Origin of the sequence: [Borrelia] finlandensis, assembly GCF_030438365.2 — a bacterium.
Classification (GTDB): domain Bacteria; phylum Spirochaetota; class Spirochaetia; order Borreliales; family Borreliaceae; genus Borreliella; species Borreliella finlandensis.
This window is the reverse complement of record NZ_CP124070.1, coordinates 51,072-69,948: the sequence shown is the minus strand read 5'-3', so window position 1 is coordinate 69,948 and position 18,877 is coordinate 51,072. Positions and strand designations below refer to the sequence as shown.

General features: G+C 28.7%; 18 protein-coding genes. 11 read left to right on the top strand and 7 right to left on the bottom strand.

Annotated features, from left to right (window positions below):
* Positions 1 to 2: 2 nt before the first annotated feature.
* The 6 genes from QIA19_RS00910 to QIA19_RS00885 are packed head-to-tail and all read right to left on the bottom strand — an operon-like array spanning position 3 to position 6,979.
* On the bottom strand, positions 3 to 563 hold the full coding sequence (locus QIA19_RS00910) for a hypothetical protein (RefSeq protein WP_301365144.1): 561 nt from the start codon (positions 561 to 563) through the stop codon (positions 3 to 5).
* The gene (locus tag QIA19_RS00905) at positions 560 to 2,878 is read right to left on the bottom strand and encodes an RnfABCDGE type electron transport complex subunit D (protein WP_301365142.1); all 2,319 of its coding nucleotides are present in this window, start codon (positions 2,876 to 2,878) and stop codon (positions 560 to 562) included. Before QIA19_RS00905 ends, QIA19_RS00910 begins: the two co-directional genes overlap by 4 nt.
* Positions 2,879 to 2,885: 7 nt before the next feature.
* Entirely contained in the window at positions 2,886 to 4,358 is a 1,473-nt protein-coding gene (locus QIA19_RS00900) for a hypothetical protein (protein WP_008882812.1), read from the bottom strand.
* A 15-nt stretch (positions 4,359 to 4,373) separates the two neighbouring features.
* Positions 4,374 to 4,835 carry a divergent PAP2 family protein gene (locus QIA19_RS00895; RefSeq protein WP_008882623.1) on the bottom strand — a complete coding sequence of 154 codons (462 nt, stop codon included), beginning with the start codon at positions 4,833 to 4,835 and terminating at the stop codon, positions 4,374 to 4,376.
* Between the two features lie 14 nt (positions 4,836 to 4,849).
* Entirely contained in the window at positions 4,850 to 6,088 is a 1,239-nt protein-coding gene (locus QIA19_RS00890; protein ID WP_301365138.1) for an aminopeptidase, read from the bottom strand.
* A 9-nt stretch (positions 6,089 to 6,097) separates the two neighbouring features.
* Positions 6,098 to 6,979 (bottom strand): HAD family hydrolase, encoded by an 882-nt coding sequence (locus tag QIA19_RS00885; protein WP_301365136.1) that lies wholly within the window; start codon positions 6,977 to 6,979, stop codon positions 6,098 to 6,100.
* A 114-nt stretch (positions 6,980 to 7,093) separates the two neighbouring features.
* On the opposite strand from QIA19_RS00885, the gene QIA19_RS00880 reads away from it, so the two are divergent.
* From QIA19_RS00880 to QIA19_RS00860, 5 genes are all read left to right on the top strand, one after another.
* Entirely contained in the window at positions 7,094 to 8,872 is a 1,779-nt protein-coding gene (locus QIA19_RS00880) for an aminopeptidase P family protein (protein WP_301365134.1), read from the top strand.
* Complete coding sequence (locus tag QIA19_RS00875) at positions 8,869 to 9,558, top strand: hypothetical protein (protein WP_301365132.1); 690 nt, start codon at positions 8,869 to 8,871, stop codon at positions 9,556 to 9,558. The genes QIA19_RS00880 and QIA19_RS00875 overlap by 4 nt, the downstream gene beginning before the upstream one ends.
* 38 nt (positions 9,559 to 9,596) lie before the next feature.
* On the top strand, positions 9,597 to 10,094 hold the full coding sequence (def, locus tag QIA19_RS00870) for a peptide deformylase (RefSeq protein WP_008882607.1): 498 nt from the start codon (positions 9,597 to 9,599) through the stop codon (positions 10,092 to 10,094).
* The gene (gene fmt / locus QIA19_RS00865) at positions 10,091 to 11,029 is read left to right on the top strand and encodes a methionyl-tRNA formyltransferase (RefSeq protein ID WP_301365129.1); all 939 of its coding nucleotides are present in this window, start codon (positions 10,091 to 10,093) and stop codon (positions 11,027 to 11,029) included. The genes def and fmt overlap by 4 nt, the downstream gene beginning before the upstream one ends.
* 63 nt (positions 11,030 to 11,092) lie before the next feature.
* Positions 11,093 to 12,100: a PASTA domain-containing protein gene (locus QIA19_RS00860; RefSeq protein WP_301365127.1), complete on the top strand. Its 1,008-nt coding sequence runs from the start codon at positions 11,093 to 11,095 to the stop codon at positions 12,098 to 12,100.
* Positions 12,101 to 12,153: 53 nt separating this feature from the next.
* Here the strand turns inward: QIA19_RS00860 and QIA19_RS00855 are convergent, their stop codons facing one another.
* Positions 12,154 to 12,870, bottom strand: coding sequence for a 16S rRNA (uracil(1498)-N(3))-methyltransferase (locus tag QIA19_RS00855; protein ID WP_301365125.1), 717 nt, complete (start codon positions 12,868 to 12,870; stop codon positions 12,154 to 12,156).
* A gap of 73 nt (positions 12,871 to 12,943) precedes the next feature.
* Between QIA19_RS00855 and trxA the strand changes: the two genes are divergently transcribed.
* The 6 genes from trxA (at position 12,944) to QIA19_RS00825 (ending at position 18,876) form a co-directional block, all read left to right on the top strand.
* The gene (trxA, locus tag QIA19_RS00850; protein ID WP_002556664.1) at positions 12,944 to 13,297 is read left to right on the top strand and encodes a thioredoxin; all 354 of its coding nucleotides are present in this window, start codon (positions 12,944 to 12,946) and stop codon (positions 13,295 to 13,297) included.
* 83 nt (positions 13,298 to 13,380) lie between these two features.
* Positions 13,381 to 13,848 carry an rRNA maturation RNase YbeY gene (gene ybeY / locus QIA19_RS00845; protein WP_301365122.1) on the top strand — a complete coding sequence of 156 codons (468 nt, stop codon included), beginning with the start codon at positions 13,381 to 13,383 and terminating at the stop codon, positions 13,846 to 13,848.
* Positions 13,849 to 14,628: a hemolysin family protein gene (locus tag QIA19_RS00840; RefSeq protein WP_008882479.1), complete on the top strand. Its 780-nt coding sequence runs from the start codon at positions 13,849 to 13,851 to the stop codon at positions 14,626 to 14,628.
* The gene (locus tag QIA19_RS00835; RefSeq protein ID WP_301365120.1) at positions 14,625 to 16,595 is read left to right on the top strand and encodes a tetratricopeptide repeat protein; all 1,971 of its coding nucleotides are present in this window, start codon (positions 14,625 to 14,627) and stop codon (positions 16,593 to 16,595) included. The genes QIA19_RS00840 and QIA19_RS00835 overlap by 4 nt, the downstream gene beginning before the upstream one ends.
* A 72-nt stretch (positions 16,596 to 16,667) precedes the next feature.
* Positions 16,668 to 17,675: a type I glyceraldehyde-3-phosphate dehydrogenase gene (gene gap / locus QIA19_RS00830; RefSeq protein WP_301365119.1), complete on the top strand. Its 1,008-nt coding sequence runs from the start codon at positions 16,668 to 16,670 to the stop codon at positions 17,673 to 17,675.
* Positions 17,676 to 17,694: 19 nt separating this feature from the next.
* Entirely contained in the window at positions 17,695 to 18,876 is a 1,182-nt protein-coding gene (locus tag QIA19_RS00825; RefSeq protein WP_301365118.1) for a phosphoglycerate kinase, read from the top strand.
* Position 18,877 lies beyond the last annotated feature (1 nt).

Here is an 18,877-nt window from a genome sequence, read left to right as displayed (position 1 = left end):
TATTATTGATTGTATATTAATATAATTATATTTGGAATTAAAGATAAAATAAACATTATAAAAAAATATATTGGTTCGTTTTCCAATATATTGATTTTGGGGTTTTTGTCAAAGTTTTTTTTTATTGATGTTATTGACATTAAAGCTATTAGTATGCCAAGTGCAGATAGAATAAGTATTTCTAATCCTTCAAAAAATCCGTTGCTCTTATCAAGCGCAAAAAACGTTATTGCAATTAAGCTGCTATTTGAAAGCATGAAATCGTTTGAATAATTTGATTTTTTGTTGTAAGCAATAAATACATCATTTAATACTTTAAATAATAATATCAACACGTAAATTAAAATTACATAAAAAATTGGCACTAAGAACAGTAAATTATTCTTTGCAAACAGTTTATAGAAATAAAACGATATTGAATATATTAATAAAGAAGTAATTGTTATTATGACGTATTTTTTTATTAGCATTATATTGTTTTTTATTTTTATGTCCTCAAATCCAACAAAGTGTATTAAGGTTAAGTTGTTAATAATTAGGCATGCAATTAAATTATTGGTCATAATTTTATTATATCCTTTTCATTTTCAAGAGGTGTTTTGAGTGCTTTTTCTTTATTTGTTTTTAAAACATGTATTATTTTTTTAATTTTGAAGGTTAAGCTATATTTTTTTATTAAGTTTGAGCTTGTTTGTAAGATGAAAATAGATATTATGACTGATAAAGTTTCAAAAGGAATATAGCTTAATGTCAAAAAGTATATAAATGCCAATATTGATCCGTAGAGTATTTGCTCAAATTTAAAGTGAGGTGTTATTTGCAATTCTGTTGCCATTGTAAATATTAGCAGCATTGGAATTGGGGAAATAAGTAGTGTTAACATGTCGGAGCTGATGTGGTTTAGCAATCCTATATTATGTGCTATGTACGAGATTGCCATTAAGCTTATATAAAATGACAGTGGTATTAATTTGTTGATTATATATTTGCCAACTATTAATAAGAGGCCAAAATAAAGCAAGATAGGAGATATTTTTTTTTCATTATTAACTCCCAAAAGACTTTCAATATGAAATCTTGTGACAATTATATTAAAAGCGGAAAAAATGTTTTGATTTACAAAGTTTTCAATTACATCTATTTTTTTATTTTCATATCTTGTAAAGGTATTTAAACTTTTTAAATTTTTTATGTTTGAATTTGTTTCAATTATTTCGTTCCAGGTTGGAATTATTGAATTTGAGTTTTTAAGTCCCTCTTGATAGGTTTGCTTAAAACTTACTGGAAAATTTAATACCAAAAACATAAAAGAAATTAATATGGGGTTTGCCAAAAATGTTGATAGTCTGAAAAAGTAAAAGAATACCAAAAAAGTAAATAATAAGGAGGTTATTTTTAGTGTAATTTCTAAATCCAAGGGTAATATAATGCTTATCATTAAAGCGGCGTAAACAAAAAAAGACAAACATTTGTAATTAATTTTTAGCATTATAGGTATATAAATTACCACACTAATAAATATTAACAGCAAGGTGTCTGTCATGAATTTTGTGTTATTTAGGAAAGAAAATATCAGGCTAGGTGATAGTGATAGTATGATAGCAAAGTATATGTCTTTTAAATTGTTTTCAGTGTATATTACTTCATTTGTTAGGCTTTCATTTAGAATTTTGCTTTTAATTTCTTTTTGAACCTTATGTATTTCTTCTTCTACTTCTTTGTCTGTATAATTAAATATTTTTAATTTGCTGCTATTATTTATTTTTTCATTCTTTAAGAATGAAAAAATAATATTTTCCATTTGCAATGGTGCAAAGCTTGATATAAATAATGCTTTAATTTTGTCGTATATTGACTTTTTCTTTAATATGGTGAGGCTATAAATATCTCTTGTTATCGGTATGTTTAATGTATTGATTTTTATTTTATTGGCTGGGTTGTTTAAAAAAATTTCATATTTTTTTGTATCAATTTTCTCATTTATTATCTGGCTGAAAGAGGTTCCAATTTTTACTTTCAGCATTCTACTTTTTATTTTTTTATTTCCATTTATAGCCACAAATTTTTCTTTATAAGGGTTGTTATTTTTTATAACAAGATTTGCATTGTATAGATCTTCAATATTTGCTAATAAAATATTATTGTGGGGGTTTATATCATCTTTTGTATTTTTATTATTGTATAAAAAGTGCATTATCATTTCGTGATTTGTATAAGGATATGCATTTTCTAAAGATTTAATTTTTATTTTTCTGTTTTTAAAAATACTCAATTTTTCAAATTCTTTTTTAAGTTTGTCTTTATTTGATATTATTATTATTTCTTTGAATTTGAATATTTTGTCGATTATTTGGAATCCTGAAAAAATTTCTTCTAATTTTTCTGCCATCAGTGCTTCTGAAATATTTGTAAATGCATCTTTTCCGTTTGTTAATAAAATCATTTTGTCTATTTTTTTACATTTGTTTATGAATTGAAATAAAGAATTTTCGTTAAACCAAGGAATTCCCAGTTGAATTAATTTTTCCAAGGTTTTTTCTCTTGAGGCTCCTTCTTCAATTGGTGTTTTTTCAGTTTTTATTTTTCCTTGAAATTTGATTAATGCTGATTTTAAATTTTTTCCATCTGGAAAATTGGCTGTGTATATTTTTTCTACTATTCCAGATATTGGAGAATATGTGTATAGCTCTATGTTTGAGTTTTTGGATAAAATTTGATTTTCTTCTATTTTTTGTTTTTCAATTATGTATATTATGGATTTTGAATTTTCTGTTTCAAGGGGTATTAGGGCATACTCAGGTATTTGAATCTCGTTAATGTTCATTTCGTATTTATTGTATTTTTTTAAAATTGTTTTTACTTTTTCTAAGTCTAGCATTAGCTATTTATCCTTGAATATATTTTTTATAGGTTTTTTCATTTATGTTTAAAAGAATTGTAAATCTTATTGCTTTAAATAGGAATAGTAATACAAAGAAGGGCAAAGAGAAAAAGAAAAGTATTTTGTAATTTTTTTTATCTGTGTTGATATTATTCTTGTTTTCTTTATATATTAGGATTGGATTTTTATTTTTTAAAAACAGACTTGCAAGATCTTTTTTAAGAATTTCATCAATAAATGATTTGTCTACTTCGTAAACAGTTTTAGGATGAATTTCTATTTTGTCGTTTTTGATTTCAAAGTAATTTTCTTTTATATCTTTAAGAATTTTCCCATACTTAGCGGTAATATTGTATTTTAGTTCGTTTTGATAAAGAATGTGGGACAGGTACCCTATAATATTGGGCATGTCTTTGTTGTATCCCAGCATTATATAAATATTATTAGGATTTAAATAATCAAAGTAATTTAATTTTTTGCTGTAAAGGTAGTTAATGTTTTCATAAGAATTTAGCATATAGCTTGAATAAGCAAAAGGAATTAATGAGAGTGTAAATAGCAGTAAATGTATTGCTATTTTTGATTTTAAAGCTTTTTTTCCTTCTATTTTTTTCTCTTTAATCTCAATTGGGAATAAGAAAGTGCCTTTAAAATTGCTTTCTGTTTTTATCCAGCTGAAAATTAAGAAAATGCAAAGGGTTGGTATTGCGACAAATGCAATAAAAGTGGGATCAATATTTGTAGTAAAAAAGGTTGTGATTGTAATGAAATATAGAGCTGTGAATATAAATAAAAATAGTAAGTGTTTTATTTTTGTCATTAGTGTTAAAAAATTTATTTCTTTTAAATATATTTTATTGTAATTTTTGTTAAAATTACTGATTATTGAAAATAACAAATAAGAGAGAACTGTAAATGGATAAAAATACATTATTTCTTTGCTTATCATAAAAGTAAGAGATGAAATTAATAGAAAAATTAAAGTAAATATAGAATTTGTTGGGTCTAAAAAAATTAATAAAATTATTATGATTAGAAATATTATGCTTGAAATAAAATTAATTTTTGTTTTGTAGTCAAGAGAATGTATGTCGGCATTAATATTGAGTTCTTTTTTTAGGTTTTTAAAATTTATACTTTTGAACCTGTTTTCAACATAAAGAAGTTTTTTGTGCTCTATGTTGAAAAGATTGGAGAGCTTTTTTAAAAATATGCTTTTTCTCAGGTCAAGATTGTTAAGTTTGTTTATCTCATTTATTGTGATTTCTTTATTTTCGGGAAAGTCTAAAATGTCAATTTTTGTTGTGTATTCTGAGATTGTTTTGTATCCTAGTGAATTTATATATTCATTGGCAGTTTTTAGATCATTTTCATTTTCAAAGTATAAAGGTTTGTAGTCTCCAAATTGAGCTGCATCGCAGGAATTGATAAGTGGTATTGTTGTAATTAAATATAAAAAACCTAAAAAACGCACCATTTATTTTTTCCTATGCTAAAAATAGCACACAATATACGCAGAGACTATTCCTATTATTATACCCGTTAGAACCTCTTTCTTTTTGTGTCCCTTGACCACTTTTATTTTTGTTGTGTCAATTTTTATTTCTTTTTTTAATTTTTCTGATAATGCATTTAAATATTCTGCTTGAACTCCAGACATATATCTTACGCCGAAAGAATCTCTTATTGTAATAAGGGCAAATGCAAGAGCTATTATAAAATTTGTATCTATTCCTTCAGTTAGTGCAATTGAGGTTGAAAGAGCGGTGACTGTTGATGAATGACTACTTGGCATGCCTCCTGTTTCTAGAAAAATTTTTTTTAAAAGATGTACTGGAGTTAGTTTTAACTTTCTTGTTTTTACAGTTTGGATACCATATTTAATCACTTGAGCAGAAATTCCTGATACAAGACAAGACAAAAAAAGATCATTGGTAAGCAATGCCCCTATCATTATTAAGCCTCCTTTTATATTGCGAATTTACCAGCTTTTATTATTGTGTACTCTTTTCCATTTTTGTCTACACCAATGACATTTAAGTCATCGCTTCCAATCATTAAATCTGTATGTATCAATGAAACGTTACATCCGTAAGTTAGCTTATCGGCATCGGTCTTTAAATCTTCTTCATTGCTTAAACAAGATGGATATGCAGCTCCTAGTGCTATGTGGCAACTTGCATTCTCATCATATAATGTGCTGTAAAAAATAAGATTGCTTTGATAAATAGGGGAGCTGCTGTCAACTAATGCTACTTCTCCTATATATTTTGCTTGAATGTCGGTTTCAATGTGTGATTTTAATATTTCTTTTTGCTTCTCATCATCACAGCCAAAGTCAACAACTTTTCCATTTTCGAATTTTAACCACATTCCATATATTAGTGTCTCAAGGACCATTACAGGGCGGGTGGCGTACACAATGCCTTTTGTTTTTTTATAGTTTGGAGTTGTAAAAACTTCTTCTGTTGGCATATTGGCATTGAATTCTATTTCTGTTCCTTTGATTTTTTCGCTTCCACCTGTCCATAGGGAAGTTTCAAGCAGATATACTTCCAAGTTTGTTTTTTCGGTTTTAAAAATTACCTTTTTTAGGTTAAGTTCATTTAATATTTTGCATCTTTTGTGAAGTTTTTCCCCATGGGATTCCCAACTTTCTATTGGATTTTCGCTGTCGAGTAATAATATTTTTTTTTGTATTTTAAAAAATTCTTCTAAAGTTTGACTTCCTTCTTTTTTATTTAAAACTTTGGAGGCCCATTTTGGACCTGGTGCACAAACAACGCACCAGGCTATTTCGTTGTTCATTATTGCTTGTGATAAGGTTTTGCTTGCCAAATTTAAGGCTTTTTGATAAATTGACATTTTTTGACCAATGCTTTCTTTTAAGTCTTCAAAATTTTCTGTATCATCGACGTTTATTCTTGCCCATTTATCTTGAACCATTTCTTCTAAAAAGCTTTTTTCTGCATTTGGAATAAATTTCAAGCTTTCTTCTTGTGAAAATTTTAGTCTTGATTTTAAAATATCAATGTCTTTAATGTTTAGTTTGACATACTTAGCCCCGTGTTCATAAGCTTTTTTTGATAATATTTTCAAAAAATTATAATTGTCGATTGAACCTTGAATTAAAACACATTGATTTTTTTGTAAATTAATTCCCTTTAAAATTATAAGCTCTGCATATTTTATTAAATCTTTCTCCATTTATTCCTCCTAAATAGGTTCTTCTAAGATATTCTCATTAATGTAGTTTGCAACAGCTTCTTCATCATTTGTTCCTATTACTTCTAAGTAAGGAAGCATTGCTTTTAATCTATAATTTGCATTTCCCATTAGTAATCCCTTTTTAACATTTTCTAGCATATCAGTATCATTAAATCCATCTCCAAAAGCTATGGTTTCGCTTAAATTAATATTTATAGTTTTAAGAACCTCTTTTAATGCATTGCCTTTGGAGACTTTATGATCTACAATTTCTAGTGAATTTGGGGTAGAAAGGTATGCATTTATTTCTCCTTTATATTTCTCTAAAATCATTGCTTCATATTCTATTAGGCTTTCTTCTCTGCCAGCTAGTATTATTTTTGCAACATTTTCAAAATTTTTAAGCTCGTTAAAGTCTTTAATTTCTTGAATTTTATTGATTGGGCTGATTATTTCATGTCTTAAGACATTGGATTCTTTTTGCAATTTTTTACATTGATCAATTGCAATTTTAGTCTTGATGTCAATATTTAATTGGTCGTCGTTTTGATCTGCTTTATGTAAAAAATGAGGTATGTGGCTAAATTTCTCGTCTCTTAAATTTAAAATCTTCTTTACCACTTCAGCAGATAAATTATGACTTTTTATTAATTTCCATTCTTGATTGTAAACTTTTGCTCCGTTTAATGTAATAAAAAATGAAACTTGCAGTTGATCTGTTTTTTTTGTAATTTGAATGATTTCATTTTTACTTCTTCCTGTTGCTATTATGAATTTCTTTTTTTCTTTTGTTAATTTTTTAATTACAAGTTCTGTAAAGGCTCCAATATAGCTTTTTGATAGTAAAAGAGTGCCATCAAGATCAGAGGCAACCGCTTTAATATTTTTCATGTTTTATCCTTTAGGAGTTAATTTCAAGCTAAATTATATCAAATATTTTTTTTTTTTAAAATTGATAATTATTTGGTATACTAATATTAGTAAGGTTGTATAAAGGGGATTTTTTTGGATATTAATAAAAGATTAGCTTTGCTTAGAGATCATATGAGGGATAATGGGGTTGATGCTTATTTGGTAGCAGGCTACGATCCTCATTTTAGTGAATATTCTCATGAAAGGTATAGCACTCGTAAGTTTATTACAGGTTTTTCTGGTAGCTTTGGTACGGTAATTATAACATTATCAAAAGCTGTTCTTTTTACAGATGGTAGGTATTTCTTACAGGCCGAACAAGAGCTTAAGGGAACCGAAGTTACATTAATAAAGCTTGGAATAAAAGGATTTCCTGATATTTTTACGTATATAAATTTGAATCTTCAAGAATCAAAGCTTGGAATTTATTCAGATGAGATTAGTATAAAGTTTTATAAAGAGTTGTCTGAAAAATGTAAAAATACACATATCAAGGCTTTAAATCAAGATCTAATTGATTTGATTTGGAAATCTAGGCCTCAGCTTGAGTTTAGCCATGTATTTGAATTGGCTGATGCTGAGAAGAATAATAAAAGAGCTGAAAAAATCAAATCTATTTATTTAATTTTAGAAAAGAATTTGGCAGATTTTTATGTTATTACCGCTCTTGATGAGATTGCTTGGGTACTGAATTTAAGAGGGGCAGATGTTAAAGAATCAGCATTGTTTTATTCGTTTCTTTTAATATCTAGGAATAAAAATCGAAAAAACGTTCTTTTTGTTGATATAAAAAAACTTGATTCAGGCGTTAAAGAAGCACTTGAAATGGAAAATTTTGAAATAGAGTCTTACAGCAATTTTTACTGTTTTTTGGACAAAATAAAGCATGAAGGTAAATTTTTTGTTTCATTTTATGCCAATGTTGGGGTTTTAAAAGTTCTTGGTGAGGCTAATATTATTTTGGGAGAGAGTATTATAAGTAGTCTTAAGGCATTAAAAACTGATTATGAGCTTCTTAAGATGAAAGAAGCGCATGTTATTGATGCTATTGCATTGATTAAATTTTTACGTAAATTTAAAAGTCTTAGCAAGGTTGAATTGTCTGAATTAGATGAAATAGATATTGCTGATATGCTTTTGCATTTTAGAAAATTGAACAAAGAATTTTTTAGCTCTAGCTTTGACTCAATAGTTGGTTTTAGAGAAAATGGAGCTCTTCCGCATTATAAGCCCAAAAGAAGTAAAAAAATAAATACCAATGGTCTTCTTTTAATTGATTCTGGGGGTTCATATTTTGGACTTGGTACGACAGACGTTACAAGAGTTTTTTTAATAGGCGATGCTTCTGATGAAGAAAAGCGTGACTATACTTTGGTTCTTAAGGCTTTCATTGGCCTTTCTTCTTTAAAGTTTCCATATGGATCTTCTGGAGCTTTTCTCGATGGAATTTGTAGATTACCGCTTTTAAAAAATGAATTGAATTTTATTCATGGCACTGGGCATGGTGTTGGGTTTTTTCTTAATGTTCATGAACTTCCAGTTTCTATTAGTCCTAATTCTAGTTATCTTTTTAAAGGATCTGAGGTAGTTTCAATTGAGCCTGGTCTTTATAGAACATTTAGTCACGGAATAAGAATTGAGAATTTAGTTTTTGTAAGACAAGCTTTTACAAACGACTTTGGAGCTTTTTTAGAGTTTGAAAATTTAACCCTTGTTCCTTTTGAAAAGGAGTTGATAGTAAAAGAAATGCTCTCAGAAGATGAGTTAAATTATATCAATGATTATCATGAATGTGTGTGTTTAACCTTAAAAGAGCGTTTTGATAATGAAGGAGAGTTGGAATTTTTAGCAAAGCTAACAAGTAAAATATGAGATTTATAATTGCATTTTTAATGATTTTAAATCAAGGATTTTCAAATTTGTTTTCTTTGCCACCGGAAGATATTATTTTTGAGAGTTCTTATGAGATTGCAATTAAAAAAGCTCAAAAATTGAATAAAAATGTTTTAATTTTGGTTGGCAGAGATATTAAAGAAAATTTAATAAAAGATTTTTTAAACTCTTTTGCAAATGGTGAAGTTATTCACAAAGTATCTAGAAAAAGTGTTTTTTTAGTTATTGATAAGGATAATGAAATTTTTAATAAAATTAATCTACAAAAAAGTCCAACTATTTTTTTTGTTGATTCTAAGAATGAGCAAATAAAGGCAGCTTATGTGGGAGCTGTTTTGAGCAGTGTTCAATTTGATAAGGATTTTTTAAGCTATGTTATGGGAGCTATAAAATCAACAAGTGTTTTAAAAAAGCAAAAAGATTATGAAATTAATACTGCTGATGAGAGAACCTTTTTTTACAAAACATTAAAAGGTGATTGGCGATTAAAGTTTAATGGTAAAGACAGAAAGCTTGTTCTTTTTGATACAGATCTTAAAGAATTTTTAGTTTTTAAAGATATTAATGAAAACAAGCTTTATGCTATTCCTAAGTCTAGGATTGGTAATATTTATTTTTCATTATTGGGAAATGAAGAATGGAAGCTTTTTGGAAAAATAAAATAAGTGTCTTTTTTGTTTGAAAGGGGGATGGATTAGTTTTTATGGAAATGGTATTTTATCCTAATGATTTGCTTCGTGTTAAGACAAAGCAAGTCGAGAATATTGACGATAAGATTAGAGATTATGCTAAAAAGATGATAGAATTAATGGATATTAGCGGTGGAGTTGGGCTTGCTGCTCCTCAAGTAGGCCTTGATTTGGCGCTTTTTGTAGTTAGAGAGAATAAAATGGCAAGGCCTTTGGTTTTTATCAATCCTTCAATCATAGAGACCTCTTATGAGCTTAGTTCTTACAAAGAGGGGTGTTTAAGTATCCCAGGAGTTTATTATGATTTAATGAGGCCTAAGGCTGTTGTGATAAATTTTCATGATGAGAATGGAAAATCTTTTACTATAGAAAATTCTGATTTTTTGGCAAGAATTATTCAGCACGAAATGGATCATTTAAATGGAGTTCTTTTTATTGATTATTACGAAGAAAAGTTAAAAAATAAATTATTAAAGCCTTATATGAGAGAAAGAGGGCTTAAGGCAAAATGAAAATATTTTTTGTAAGCTCTTCTTCTATTGCTTTAGAAGTTTTCAAGGAGATTGTAAAGCATTATGAAGTGGTGGGAGTTTTGACTTTGCCTGATAAACCTAAGGGTAGAGGGCAAAAGTTAAGTCAAAATGTAATAAAGTCAGAGGCTATTGCTAGGAATATTGAAGTTCTTGATCCCTTGATTCTTAATGAGAATGTATTAAATTTAGTTAGGGGTTTGAATCCAGATTTAATGTTGGTTTTTTCTTATGGCAAGATTTTTAAAAAAGAATTTTTAGATATTTTCCCAAAGGGGTGTATTAATGTTCATCCTTCTCTTTTGCCCAAATATAGAGGCGTTTCTCCGATTCAATCTGCAATTTTAAATGGCGATTGTGTTAGCGGTGTTACTATTCAGAGCATGGCTTTAGAAATGGATAGTGGCAATATTTTAGTGCAAAAAAATTTTAAAATAAGATCTTATGATACAAGTCATGATATTTCAAAACTTGTATCAAGCCTTAGTCCAAGCCTTGTTCTAGAAGCTTTGGAAAAAATTAGCAAGGGTTTTTTGGGAATTCCTCAAAAATCAAGCGAAGCTACTTTTTGTTCTTTTTTAAAAAAAGAATCTGGATTTATAGATTTTAATTTAAGTGCGTTTGAGATTAAAAATAAAATTAATGCGTGCAATCCTTGGCCACTTGTAAGAGCTAGGCTTGATTATAATGACATTATTTTTCATCGTGCCGATTTTTTGGAGGTAGATTTATATAAGAATAGAAAAATAGGAGAAATTGTTGATTTTAATTCTGAAAAAGGATTATTTGTTAATACCGGGAAAGGGATTCTTTTGCTTTTAGAAGTTCAAAGACCTGGAAGAAAGGTTTTGGACTTTAAGTCCTTTTATAATGGAAGTAGGCAGTTAATAGGGCAAGTGTTTTCTTCAATAGAATAGGGGGGATATATTAGTTTTAATAATAATGACAATCTAGAAAATAAATTTTCTAATGAAGAGGAATTGTTTAAAAATAAATTAGATCTGACTCAGAGTGACAAAAATTGCAATAATGAAATGTTGATTTTGCCCAAAACCACAATTAAGGCATTGCTTTTAGTTATTTTTGGATCTTTAATTGTTTCTTTTGCAATTTTCTTTATGGTTTTAGAAAATAATGAGATTACAGTCGTTCCAAATCTCTATTCTCTTGCTATTGAGGATGCTGTTCTTGAATTGCAGAGAAAAGAGTTGATTCCGCACATTGAATTTAAATTTTCTTCAAGTGCTCTTGATAAAGGGAAAGTAATAGATCAGGGTCCAAAACCAGGTACTGTTTTAAGACATGGCAATAAGGTTATAATTTTCATTAGCAAAGGGGCTATAATAAACAGAGTTGATAGTTTTATTGGTAAAAACATTGACGATGTTATTATTAATTTAAAGGCCAATTCTTTTGATAATTCTAAATTACTTTACCATATTCTTCAACCTCTTGAGGTTGAGAGCGAATTGCCAAAAGGAATAATAATTAGTCAAAATCCATCACCGGGTAGTCAAATATCAAGTTTAACGGATCTTCAATTTTTAATTAGTAAGGGTAAAGATCATTTGGACAAACATGTTAAAAATTATGTTGGAATTTATTATAAAGATGCAATTGCTTCTCTTTTAAGCGATAGCATTAACTTTGACATTGATTTGGCAAATATCGGCGATTTTGGAAATATTATTTCTCAGTCTATTCCGCCTGGAACCAAAATAAATGAATCAGATAAAATTTTAATTACTATTGCAAAGCCCAAGGTTGACAATAAAATTGTTTTTGGAATTTTGACTTATAAATTAAGACAACATCCATCTTATGTTGATATATCTGTTAGGTTAAAAGGCGTGGATGGTAAAAATTCCTTGATTTATTCTTTTAAGTCAAAGGGAGGATTGATTAAGTTGCCCTATGAGGTTAACAAAGGTTCTATGATTGAGCTTTATATTTATGACAAGCTAATTAATCAAACAGTTATAAATTAATTGTGCTCAAAAACATATTGATTTAAAATGATAAAAAAAATTTCTAAATAAAATCACATATTAATTAGTTTTGATGCTGTAATAATAGATGCAGCAATTGTGGCTGTTTCTGTTCTCAGGGTGTTTGTGGATATGCTGTAAGAGGAAAAATTATATTGCGCTATTAATTGTTTTTCTTTTTCTGTAAATCCTCTCTCAGGTCCCACAATAATAACCGCATTGTTTATTTGTTCTATATCAATTAAATTTTTTTCACTATTTTTTTCAAGCAATATTTTTATTTCAAAATTTTCTTGTTGAATATATTTAAGGCTGTCTTTCAAATTTTTCATAATTTTTATTGTTGGTAAGCATGTTATTTCTCCTTGCATTGCTCCAGCTATTAAATGTTTTTCGCAATCATTCTTTTTAAAGATTTTAGAATTTAAGTATGATTTTTCAGTAAGCTCAGTGTTAAAAAAAATTATTTTGCATATTCCAATGCTAGCAAGTTCTTTTATGATTCTTTTGGCAACAATTGGTCTTATCATTCCAATTAGCACATATAATTTTTTAAGTTTATTAGATTCACCTATTTTAAAGATTTTCTTGAAAAATAGTTTTTTATCTTTTTTGTAAATGCAGTGGTAAATGTTTTTTTCTCCAAGAATACCAAATTTAAATTTGTCGTTATCTTTTAATTTTAAGATTTTAACAAGATGTTCTGCCCTAGTGTCATTGAGTAAAATTCCTGTTTTAAATTCATTAAAAGTTATTAACATTAGATTCATTTCTTATAATTCCTTATTATTAATATTGTATTTGTGATATAATTTTAAGTCGATAGGGGGGCATGTAAAATATATGGCTATTTCTTTAACCGAAGAAGATTTTGTTGTTAAAGTTTTTGATTATAAAAATAATAAAGAGTGGAGTTTTAGAGGCGATAGGCCCGCAATAATTGATTTTTATGCTAATTGGTGTGGTCCATGTAAAATGCTTTCTCCGATTTTTGAAAAACTTTCTAAAAAGTACGAGAATAGCATTGATTTTTACAAAGTAGATACAGACAAGGAACAAGATATTTCTTCTGCGATTGGAGTACAAAGTCTTCCAACTATTCTTTTTATTCCTGTTGATGGCAAGCCAAAGGTTTCTGTTGGCTTTTTACAAGAAGATGCTTTTGAAAACATAATTAAGGATTTTTTTGGTTTTTAGTTTGCAAAATAAAATAATTTAATTGCTATAGCAATTAATCATACTTGTAAGTTATATATGGATTATTTTAGGGTATATTTAATTTGTCCAAATCTGATTTGAATTTATTGGTGGAAAATATTAAATTTGAACATCTTAGTGTTTTTTATGATTTTATTGTATCTGTTTTGAATACTCTTTCTATTAGCGATTTTGAACTTTCAGTTATTCTTTGTGATAATGCTTATATACAAGAATTGAACAATAAATTTAGAAACAAAAACGAGCCAACCGATGTTCTCTCTTTTAATTATAATGAACATAATGAGCTTAACGAAGATTTGGTTGATGGCATAAATTGTAAAATACAAGGAGATCTTGTAATATCTTTTGAATATTTAAAATTTAGTGCTCAAGAGTTTAATGTTGAAATTTATGAAGAACTTCAACGTGTTACTATTCATGGGATTTTGCATTTAATGGGATATAAACATGAAACCAATGATTTTCAAAAGGAAGGTATGTTGATTCTTCAAGAAAATATCTTAAAAGAAAATAAAAGGGTATTTTAGATGTTGGGATTTTTTAATTTTAAAAACAAAAAGAAGAAAAAAGGAAGCCCAGAAAATGATCTTGAAGATAAGTCGAATATTGAAACTTCTTTGATAAAAAATTTCAATGCGCTTAAAGAGACTATTGTAAAAGAGATTATGATTCCTAGGATAGGAGTTATATTTGTTGATTATGCTAAGAGCAAGGACGAGCTTTTAAAAGTTGTAACATCTAGCAGTCATTCAAGATTTCCTGTGTATCATGGTACCATTGACAATATTGTTGGGATAATTCATACAAGAGACATACTATTGCATATGTGTAAAAAAGATTTCTACGAAATAGACTTAAAAGATATTATGCGAAAGGTTATGTTTGTCCCCGAAAGCAAAAAAACAGACTCTCTTTTAAAAGAATTTCAAGAAAATCATGTTCATATTGCAATTGTGGTTGATGAGTATGGTGGGGTTTCGGGGCTTGTAACCCTTGAAGATATTCTTGAAGAGATAGTAGGTGACATTCAAGATGAATTTGACAATGAGCTTGATGAAATAGTTCATCTTGATGATGGATCTTATCTTTGTGATGCAAGAATTTTAATAGAGGATTTAAATGAGAAGCTTAATTTAAATTTGCCAAATGGAGACTTTGATACTCTTGGCGGTTTCGTTTATGATCTTTTTGGGAGGATTCCTTTGAAAAATGAAAAGGTGGAATATAACAATTTGGTTTTTTCGATTAAAAATATGCATCAAAGAAATATTAAGGTGATAAAGATTTCCGAGAAGGAAGGTTTATGAATTTTAATTGGTTTTTAATGTTATTCCTTTTTAATTTTAGTGTTCTATTAGGAAGTGATACTACAGCATTAGGACATTATCAAAGGGCTAATGAGTATTATTTATCTAAAAGGTATTATGATGCTATTGATGAGCTTGTTGAGGCTATAAAAATTAATCCCAATTATTATGAAGCTTATAAATTTATTGCATCAATTTACTATTCCCTTAAGATATATACTCAAGCACAATTTTTTATAGAGAAAGCCTCTAAAATGTCTAATGAGGACACTGAGTATAAAATTCTTTATGCAAATATATTGTTAAAAAACGATAAAATTGATCAAGCAAAAAAAATCTATTCTGAGGTTTTGGTTAAACAAAGGAATAATATTGATGCTTTGGTTGGACTTGCTTCAATTTTTGAAAAAAATGGATTATTTATAGCTGCTGCTAATTATTATTTATCTATTCTTGATTATAGTCAAAATAATTATAGTGCTTTTGAGCATCTTATTGACATTTATCAAAGGCTAGGAATGCATGACAAGATTAGACATTTGATAAATAAAGTAAGGGTAAATTTTTTATCTTTTCCAGATTTTCATAAAAGAGTTGCTGAATTTTATATTAGCATTAATAATTTGGGGCTTGCTGAAAAGTATGCTTTAAATTATTTGGCTTTAATTGAAAGCTCTTACAAAGATTTTGGAGTTATTGATGCGTATCGATTGCTTGCGCTTGTTTATTTGCATGAATTTAAATATGAGGATGCAATAGAAGCATTGCAGAAAGCTATTTTAGTTAATAAAGATTCTGATGAGCTTTATTATTTATTGGGGTATTCTTACTTAAAATTTGGAGATATTGAAAAGGCTATTTTAAATCTAGAGCGAGCTAAAAATCTCAAAAAAGATTTAGAATTTTATAATATTGCTCTTGAAGAGAGTTTTTTTGCATCTAATTTTAGAAATTTTTTGAAAAATAATTCCAATGCTAGAATTTCTAAGCATTATGAAAATGAGGGGCTTAAAGCTTTTAAATCTTTAAATTTAAACAAAGCATTGTTTAATTCAAAAAATGCTGTTGATATTTGGCCTGATAATGATAGTGCTAGGTTTTTGCTTTCAAAAATATACAAGCTTATGAATTTAGATATTATGGCATATGAGCAGCTTTTTTATTTAGCAAAACAAAGAAATTCTACTGATTCTAGAATTTTAGATTTTTACGATGTTGTGTCTTTTGATGTTAGAAAGTCTTTATTTTATAAATACGGATACAAAAGCATTGCTGATTTTAATAAGCTTTACGATGACAGAGTGGTTTATAAAATGGCTATTTTTACTCAAAGTGAGAATAAGTTTTTTGGGGCAAATGATTTGATATTGAGATACGCTGAAAGGGTGCTTGAGCGTAATTTAAATATGGAAATAGTTAACTATAATTTTGATTACAGTAAAAATAGAGACTATCTGATTAATAATTTTTCTGAAGGGTTTTCTTATTCAAGAAATAATAATTTGGATTTATTTTTAATTTTTGATTTTAAGGCAGATATTTTGAAAAATACAGCTACCTTGGTGGTGAATATTTTTTCAGGTAAAACAGGGATTAAGGTTGTTTCTTTCTCTTATGATGTGGGAGGTGTTAATTATTTAAGCAATGCTTTAAATTCTCTTTCAAAAGATTTTCATGATTATTTGCCCAAAAAAGGAAAGATTCTTCAAATTAAAAATGACGATGCTCTTATTAATCTTGGTCAAGTAAACGGTGTTGTAAAAGGCGATGTTTTTTTGATTCTTAAAGAAGGTGCTTTAAACGGTGATACCAGAGATTCTGGTTTTATTGTTTACAAAAAATCAGATATTTTAGGCGAGATTTTAATTGAGGATATAAGTGATTATATCTCCAGAGGCATTATAAAATCTTCTACCTTTTTAAAGGATTATATTCAAGAAGGAGCCACTGTGCTTATAAAAAGATAGTTTGACACTTGTTGTTAATTTGTGATTTAATAATTCTAGTAAGAATAAAATCAAAAAATTGGAGGATTTTGTATGAAATTGGCTATTAATGGCTTTGGGCGTATTGGTAGAAATGTTTTTAAGATTGCTTTTGAAAGAGGAATTGATATTGTCGCAATAAATGATTTAACAGATCCTAAAACTCTTGCACATCTTTTAAAGTATGATTCGACTTTTGGAGTATATAATAAAAAAGTTGAGTCAAGAGATGGTGCCATTGTTGTGGATGGAAGAGAAATAAAAATTATTGCTGAGAGAGACCCAAAAAATCTTCCTTGGGCAAAGCTTGGAATTGATGTTGTAATTGAGTCAACAGGTGTTTTTTCATCAGCAACTAGTGATAAAGGGGGATATCTTGATCATGTGAATCATGCTGGGGCTAAGAAAGTTATTTTAACAGTTCCTGCTAAAGACGAGATTAAAACAATAGTTCTTGGTGTAAATGATCACGATATTAATTCTGATTTAAAGGCCGTGTCAAATGCTTCATGTACAACCAATTGCTTGGCTCCTCTTGCAAAAGTACTTCATGAATCATTTGGAATTGAACAAGGACTTATGACAACAGTTCATGCTTATACTAATGATCAAAGAATTTTGGATCTTCCTCATTCTGATCTTAGACGAGCAAGAGCTGCTGCACTTTCTATTATTCCAACTTCAACCGGTGCTGCAAAAGCAGTTGGACTTGTTTTACCTGAACTTAAGGGTAAGTTGAATGGTACTTCAATGAGGGTGCCTGTGCCAACAGGTTCAATAGTTGACCTTACAGTTCAACTTAAGAAAAAGGATGTTACAAAAGAAGAGATTAATTCTGTGTTCAGGAAGGCATCAGAAACGCCTGAGCTTAAAGGTATTTTGGGGTACACGGAAGATCCAATTGTATCTTCAGATATAAAAGGGAATTCTCATTCTTCTATTGTTGATGGTCTTGAGACAATGGTTCTTGAAAATGGATTTGCAAAGGTATTGTCATGGTATGACAATGAGTTTGGATATTCTACAAGAGTGGTTGATCTTGCTCAAAAATTGGTAAAATAAGTAGGCTTAAGGTAATAAAATGTCAATAAAAACAGTAAAAGACTTTAGTAGCTTTGCGGGCAAGCGAGCTTTAGTAAGATGTGATTTTAATGTTCCCCTGAAAGAGGGGAGCATTAGCGATGATACTAGAATTAGGGCCGCATTGTCTACAATAGAGTATCTAAAAGAAAGAGGAGCTAGGATTGTGCTTGTAAGTCATTTGGGTAGACCAGATGGAAAGAAAAATCCTAAATGTTCTCTTAAGCCGGTTGCCAATAGATTGTCAGGGCTTTTAGGCCAAGATGTCAAGATGCTTTCTGATTGTATTGGAAGTGAGGTTGCAAATAGTACCTTGCAAATGAAGGATGGGGATGTTGTATTGCTTGAAAATGTAAGGTTTTATGCAGAAGAAGAGAAAAACGATAAAAATTTTGCAAAAAAACTTTCTGAAAATGGAGATGTTTTCGTAAATGATGCCTTTGGCGCAGCTCATAGAGCTCATGCTTCAACTGTGGGAGTTGCTGATTATTTGCCATCTGTTGGTGGATTTTTAATGGAAAAAGAAGATAAATTTCTTGGTGGAATATTAAAAAATCCCGAAAGGCCATTTGTTTCAATTATTGGTGGTTCTAAGGTTTCTTCAAAGATTGCGGTACTAGAATCACTTTTGTCAAAGTCAAATGTAGTTGTGATTGGCGGTGGAATGGCTTATACTTTTTTGCATTCCGAAGGATATTCTATAGGCAAATCTCTTTTAGAGGACGAATATATTGGTATAGCATCTTCTTTTTTAAAGAAAGCAAAAGAGCTGGGCGTTAAAGTAATTTTACCACTTGATCATATTGTAGCTGATGATTTTAACAAAAATTCAATTCCTGAGTATATTGACTCCTTTAATATTCCTGAAAACAAGATTGGCATGGATATTGGAGCTAATACTTTAAAAGAAATTGAAAAGGTTGTAAAAACCGCCAAAACTATAATTTGGAATGGTCCTCTTGGTGTATTTGAATTTGATTCATTTTCAAAAGGGACTGCTAAGGTTGCCGAAATGGTAGCATCTTGCTCAGGTTTAACTGTTGTTGGCGGTGGAGATTCTGTTGCAGCTGTTAATAAATTTAATTTATCTGATAAGATTACTCATGTTTCAACGGGCGGTGGTGCATCGCTTGAATATCTTGAAGGGAAAATTTTGCCGGGTATTAAGGTTTTGGAGAATTAAG

Bases quoted from the DNA above. Each gene is read 5' to 3' on its own strand.
- QIA19_RS00910 (WP_301365144.1), bottom strand. From the start codon at position 563: ATGACCAATAATTTAATTGCATGCCTAATTATTAACAACTTAACCTTA.
- QIA19_RS00905 (WP_301365142.1), bottom strand. From the start codon at position 2,878: ATGCTAGACTTAGAAAAAGTAAAAACAATTTTAAAAAAATACAATAAA.
- QIA19_RS00900 (WP_008882812.1), bottom strand. From the start codon at position 4,358: ATGGTGCGTTTTTTAGGTTTTTTATATTTAATTACAACAATACCACTT.
- QIA19_RS00895 (WP_008882623.1), bottom strand. From the start codon at position 4,835: ATGATAGGGGCATTGCTTACCAATGATCTTTTTTTGTCTTGTCTTGTA.
- QIA19_RS00890 (WP_301365138.1), bottom strand. From the start codon at position 6,088: ATGGAGAAAGATTTAATAAAATATGCAGAGCTTATAATTTTAAAGGGA.
- QIA19_RS00885 (WP_301365136.1), bottom strand. From the start codon at position 6,979: ATGAAAAATATTAAAGCGGTTGCCTCTGATCTTGATGGCACTCTTTTA.
- QIA19_RS00875 (WP_301365132.1), top strand. From the start codon at position 8,869: ATGAGATTTATAATTGCATTTTTAATGATTTTAAATCAAGGATTTTCA.
- def (WP_008882607.1), top strand. From the start codon at position 9,597: ATGGAAATGGTATTTTATCCTAATGATTTGCTTCGTGTTAAGACAAAG.
- fmt (WP_301365129.1), top strand. From the start codon at position 10,091: ATGAAAATATTTTTTGTAAGCTCTTCTTCTATTGCTTTAGAAGTTTTC.
- QIA19_RS00855 (WP_301365125.1), bottom strand. From the start codon at position 12,870: ATGAATCTAATGTTAATAACTTTTAATGAATTTAAAACAGGAATTTTA.
- trxA (WP_002556664.1), top strand. From the start codon at position 12,944: ATGGCTATTTCTTTAACCGAAGAAGATTTTGTTGTTAAAGTTTTTGAT.
- QIA19_RS00840 (WP_008882479.1), top strand. From the start codon at position 13,849: ATGTTGGGATTTTTTAATTTTAAAAACAAAAAGAAGAAAAAAGGAAGC.
- QIA19_RS00835 (WP_301365120.1), top strand. From the start codon at position 14,625: ATGAATTTTAATTGGTTTTTAATGTTATTCCTTTTTAATTTTAGTGTT.
- gap (WP_301365119.1), top strand. From the start codon at position 16,668: ATGAAATTGGCTATTAATGGCTTTGGGCGTATTGGTAGAAATGTTTTT.
- QIA19_RS00825 (WP_301365118.1), top strand. From the start codon at position 17,695: ATGTCAATAAAAACAGTAAAAGACTTTAGTAGCTTTGCGGGCAAGCGA.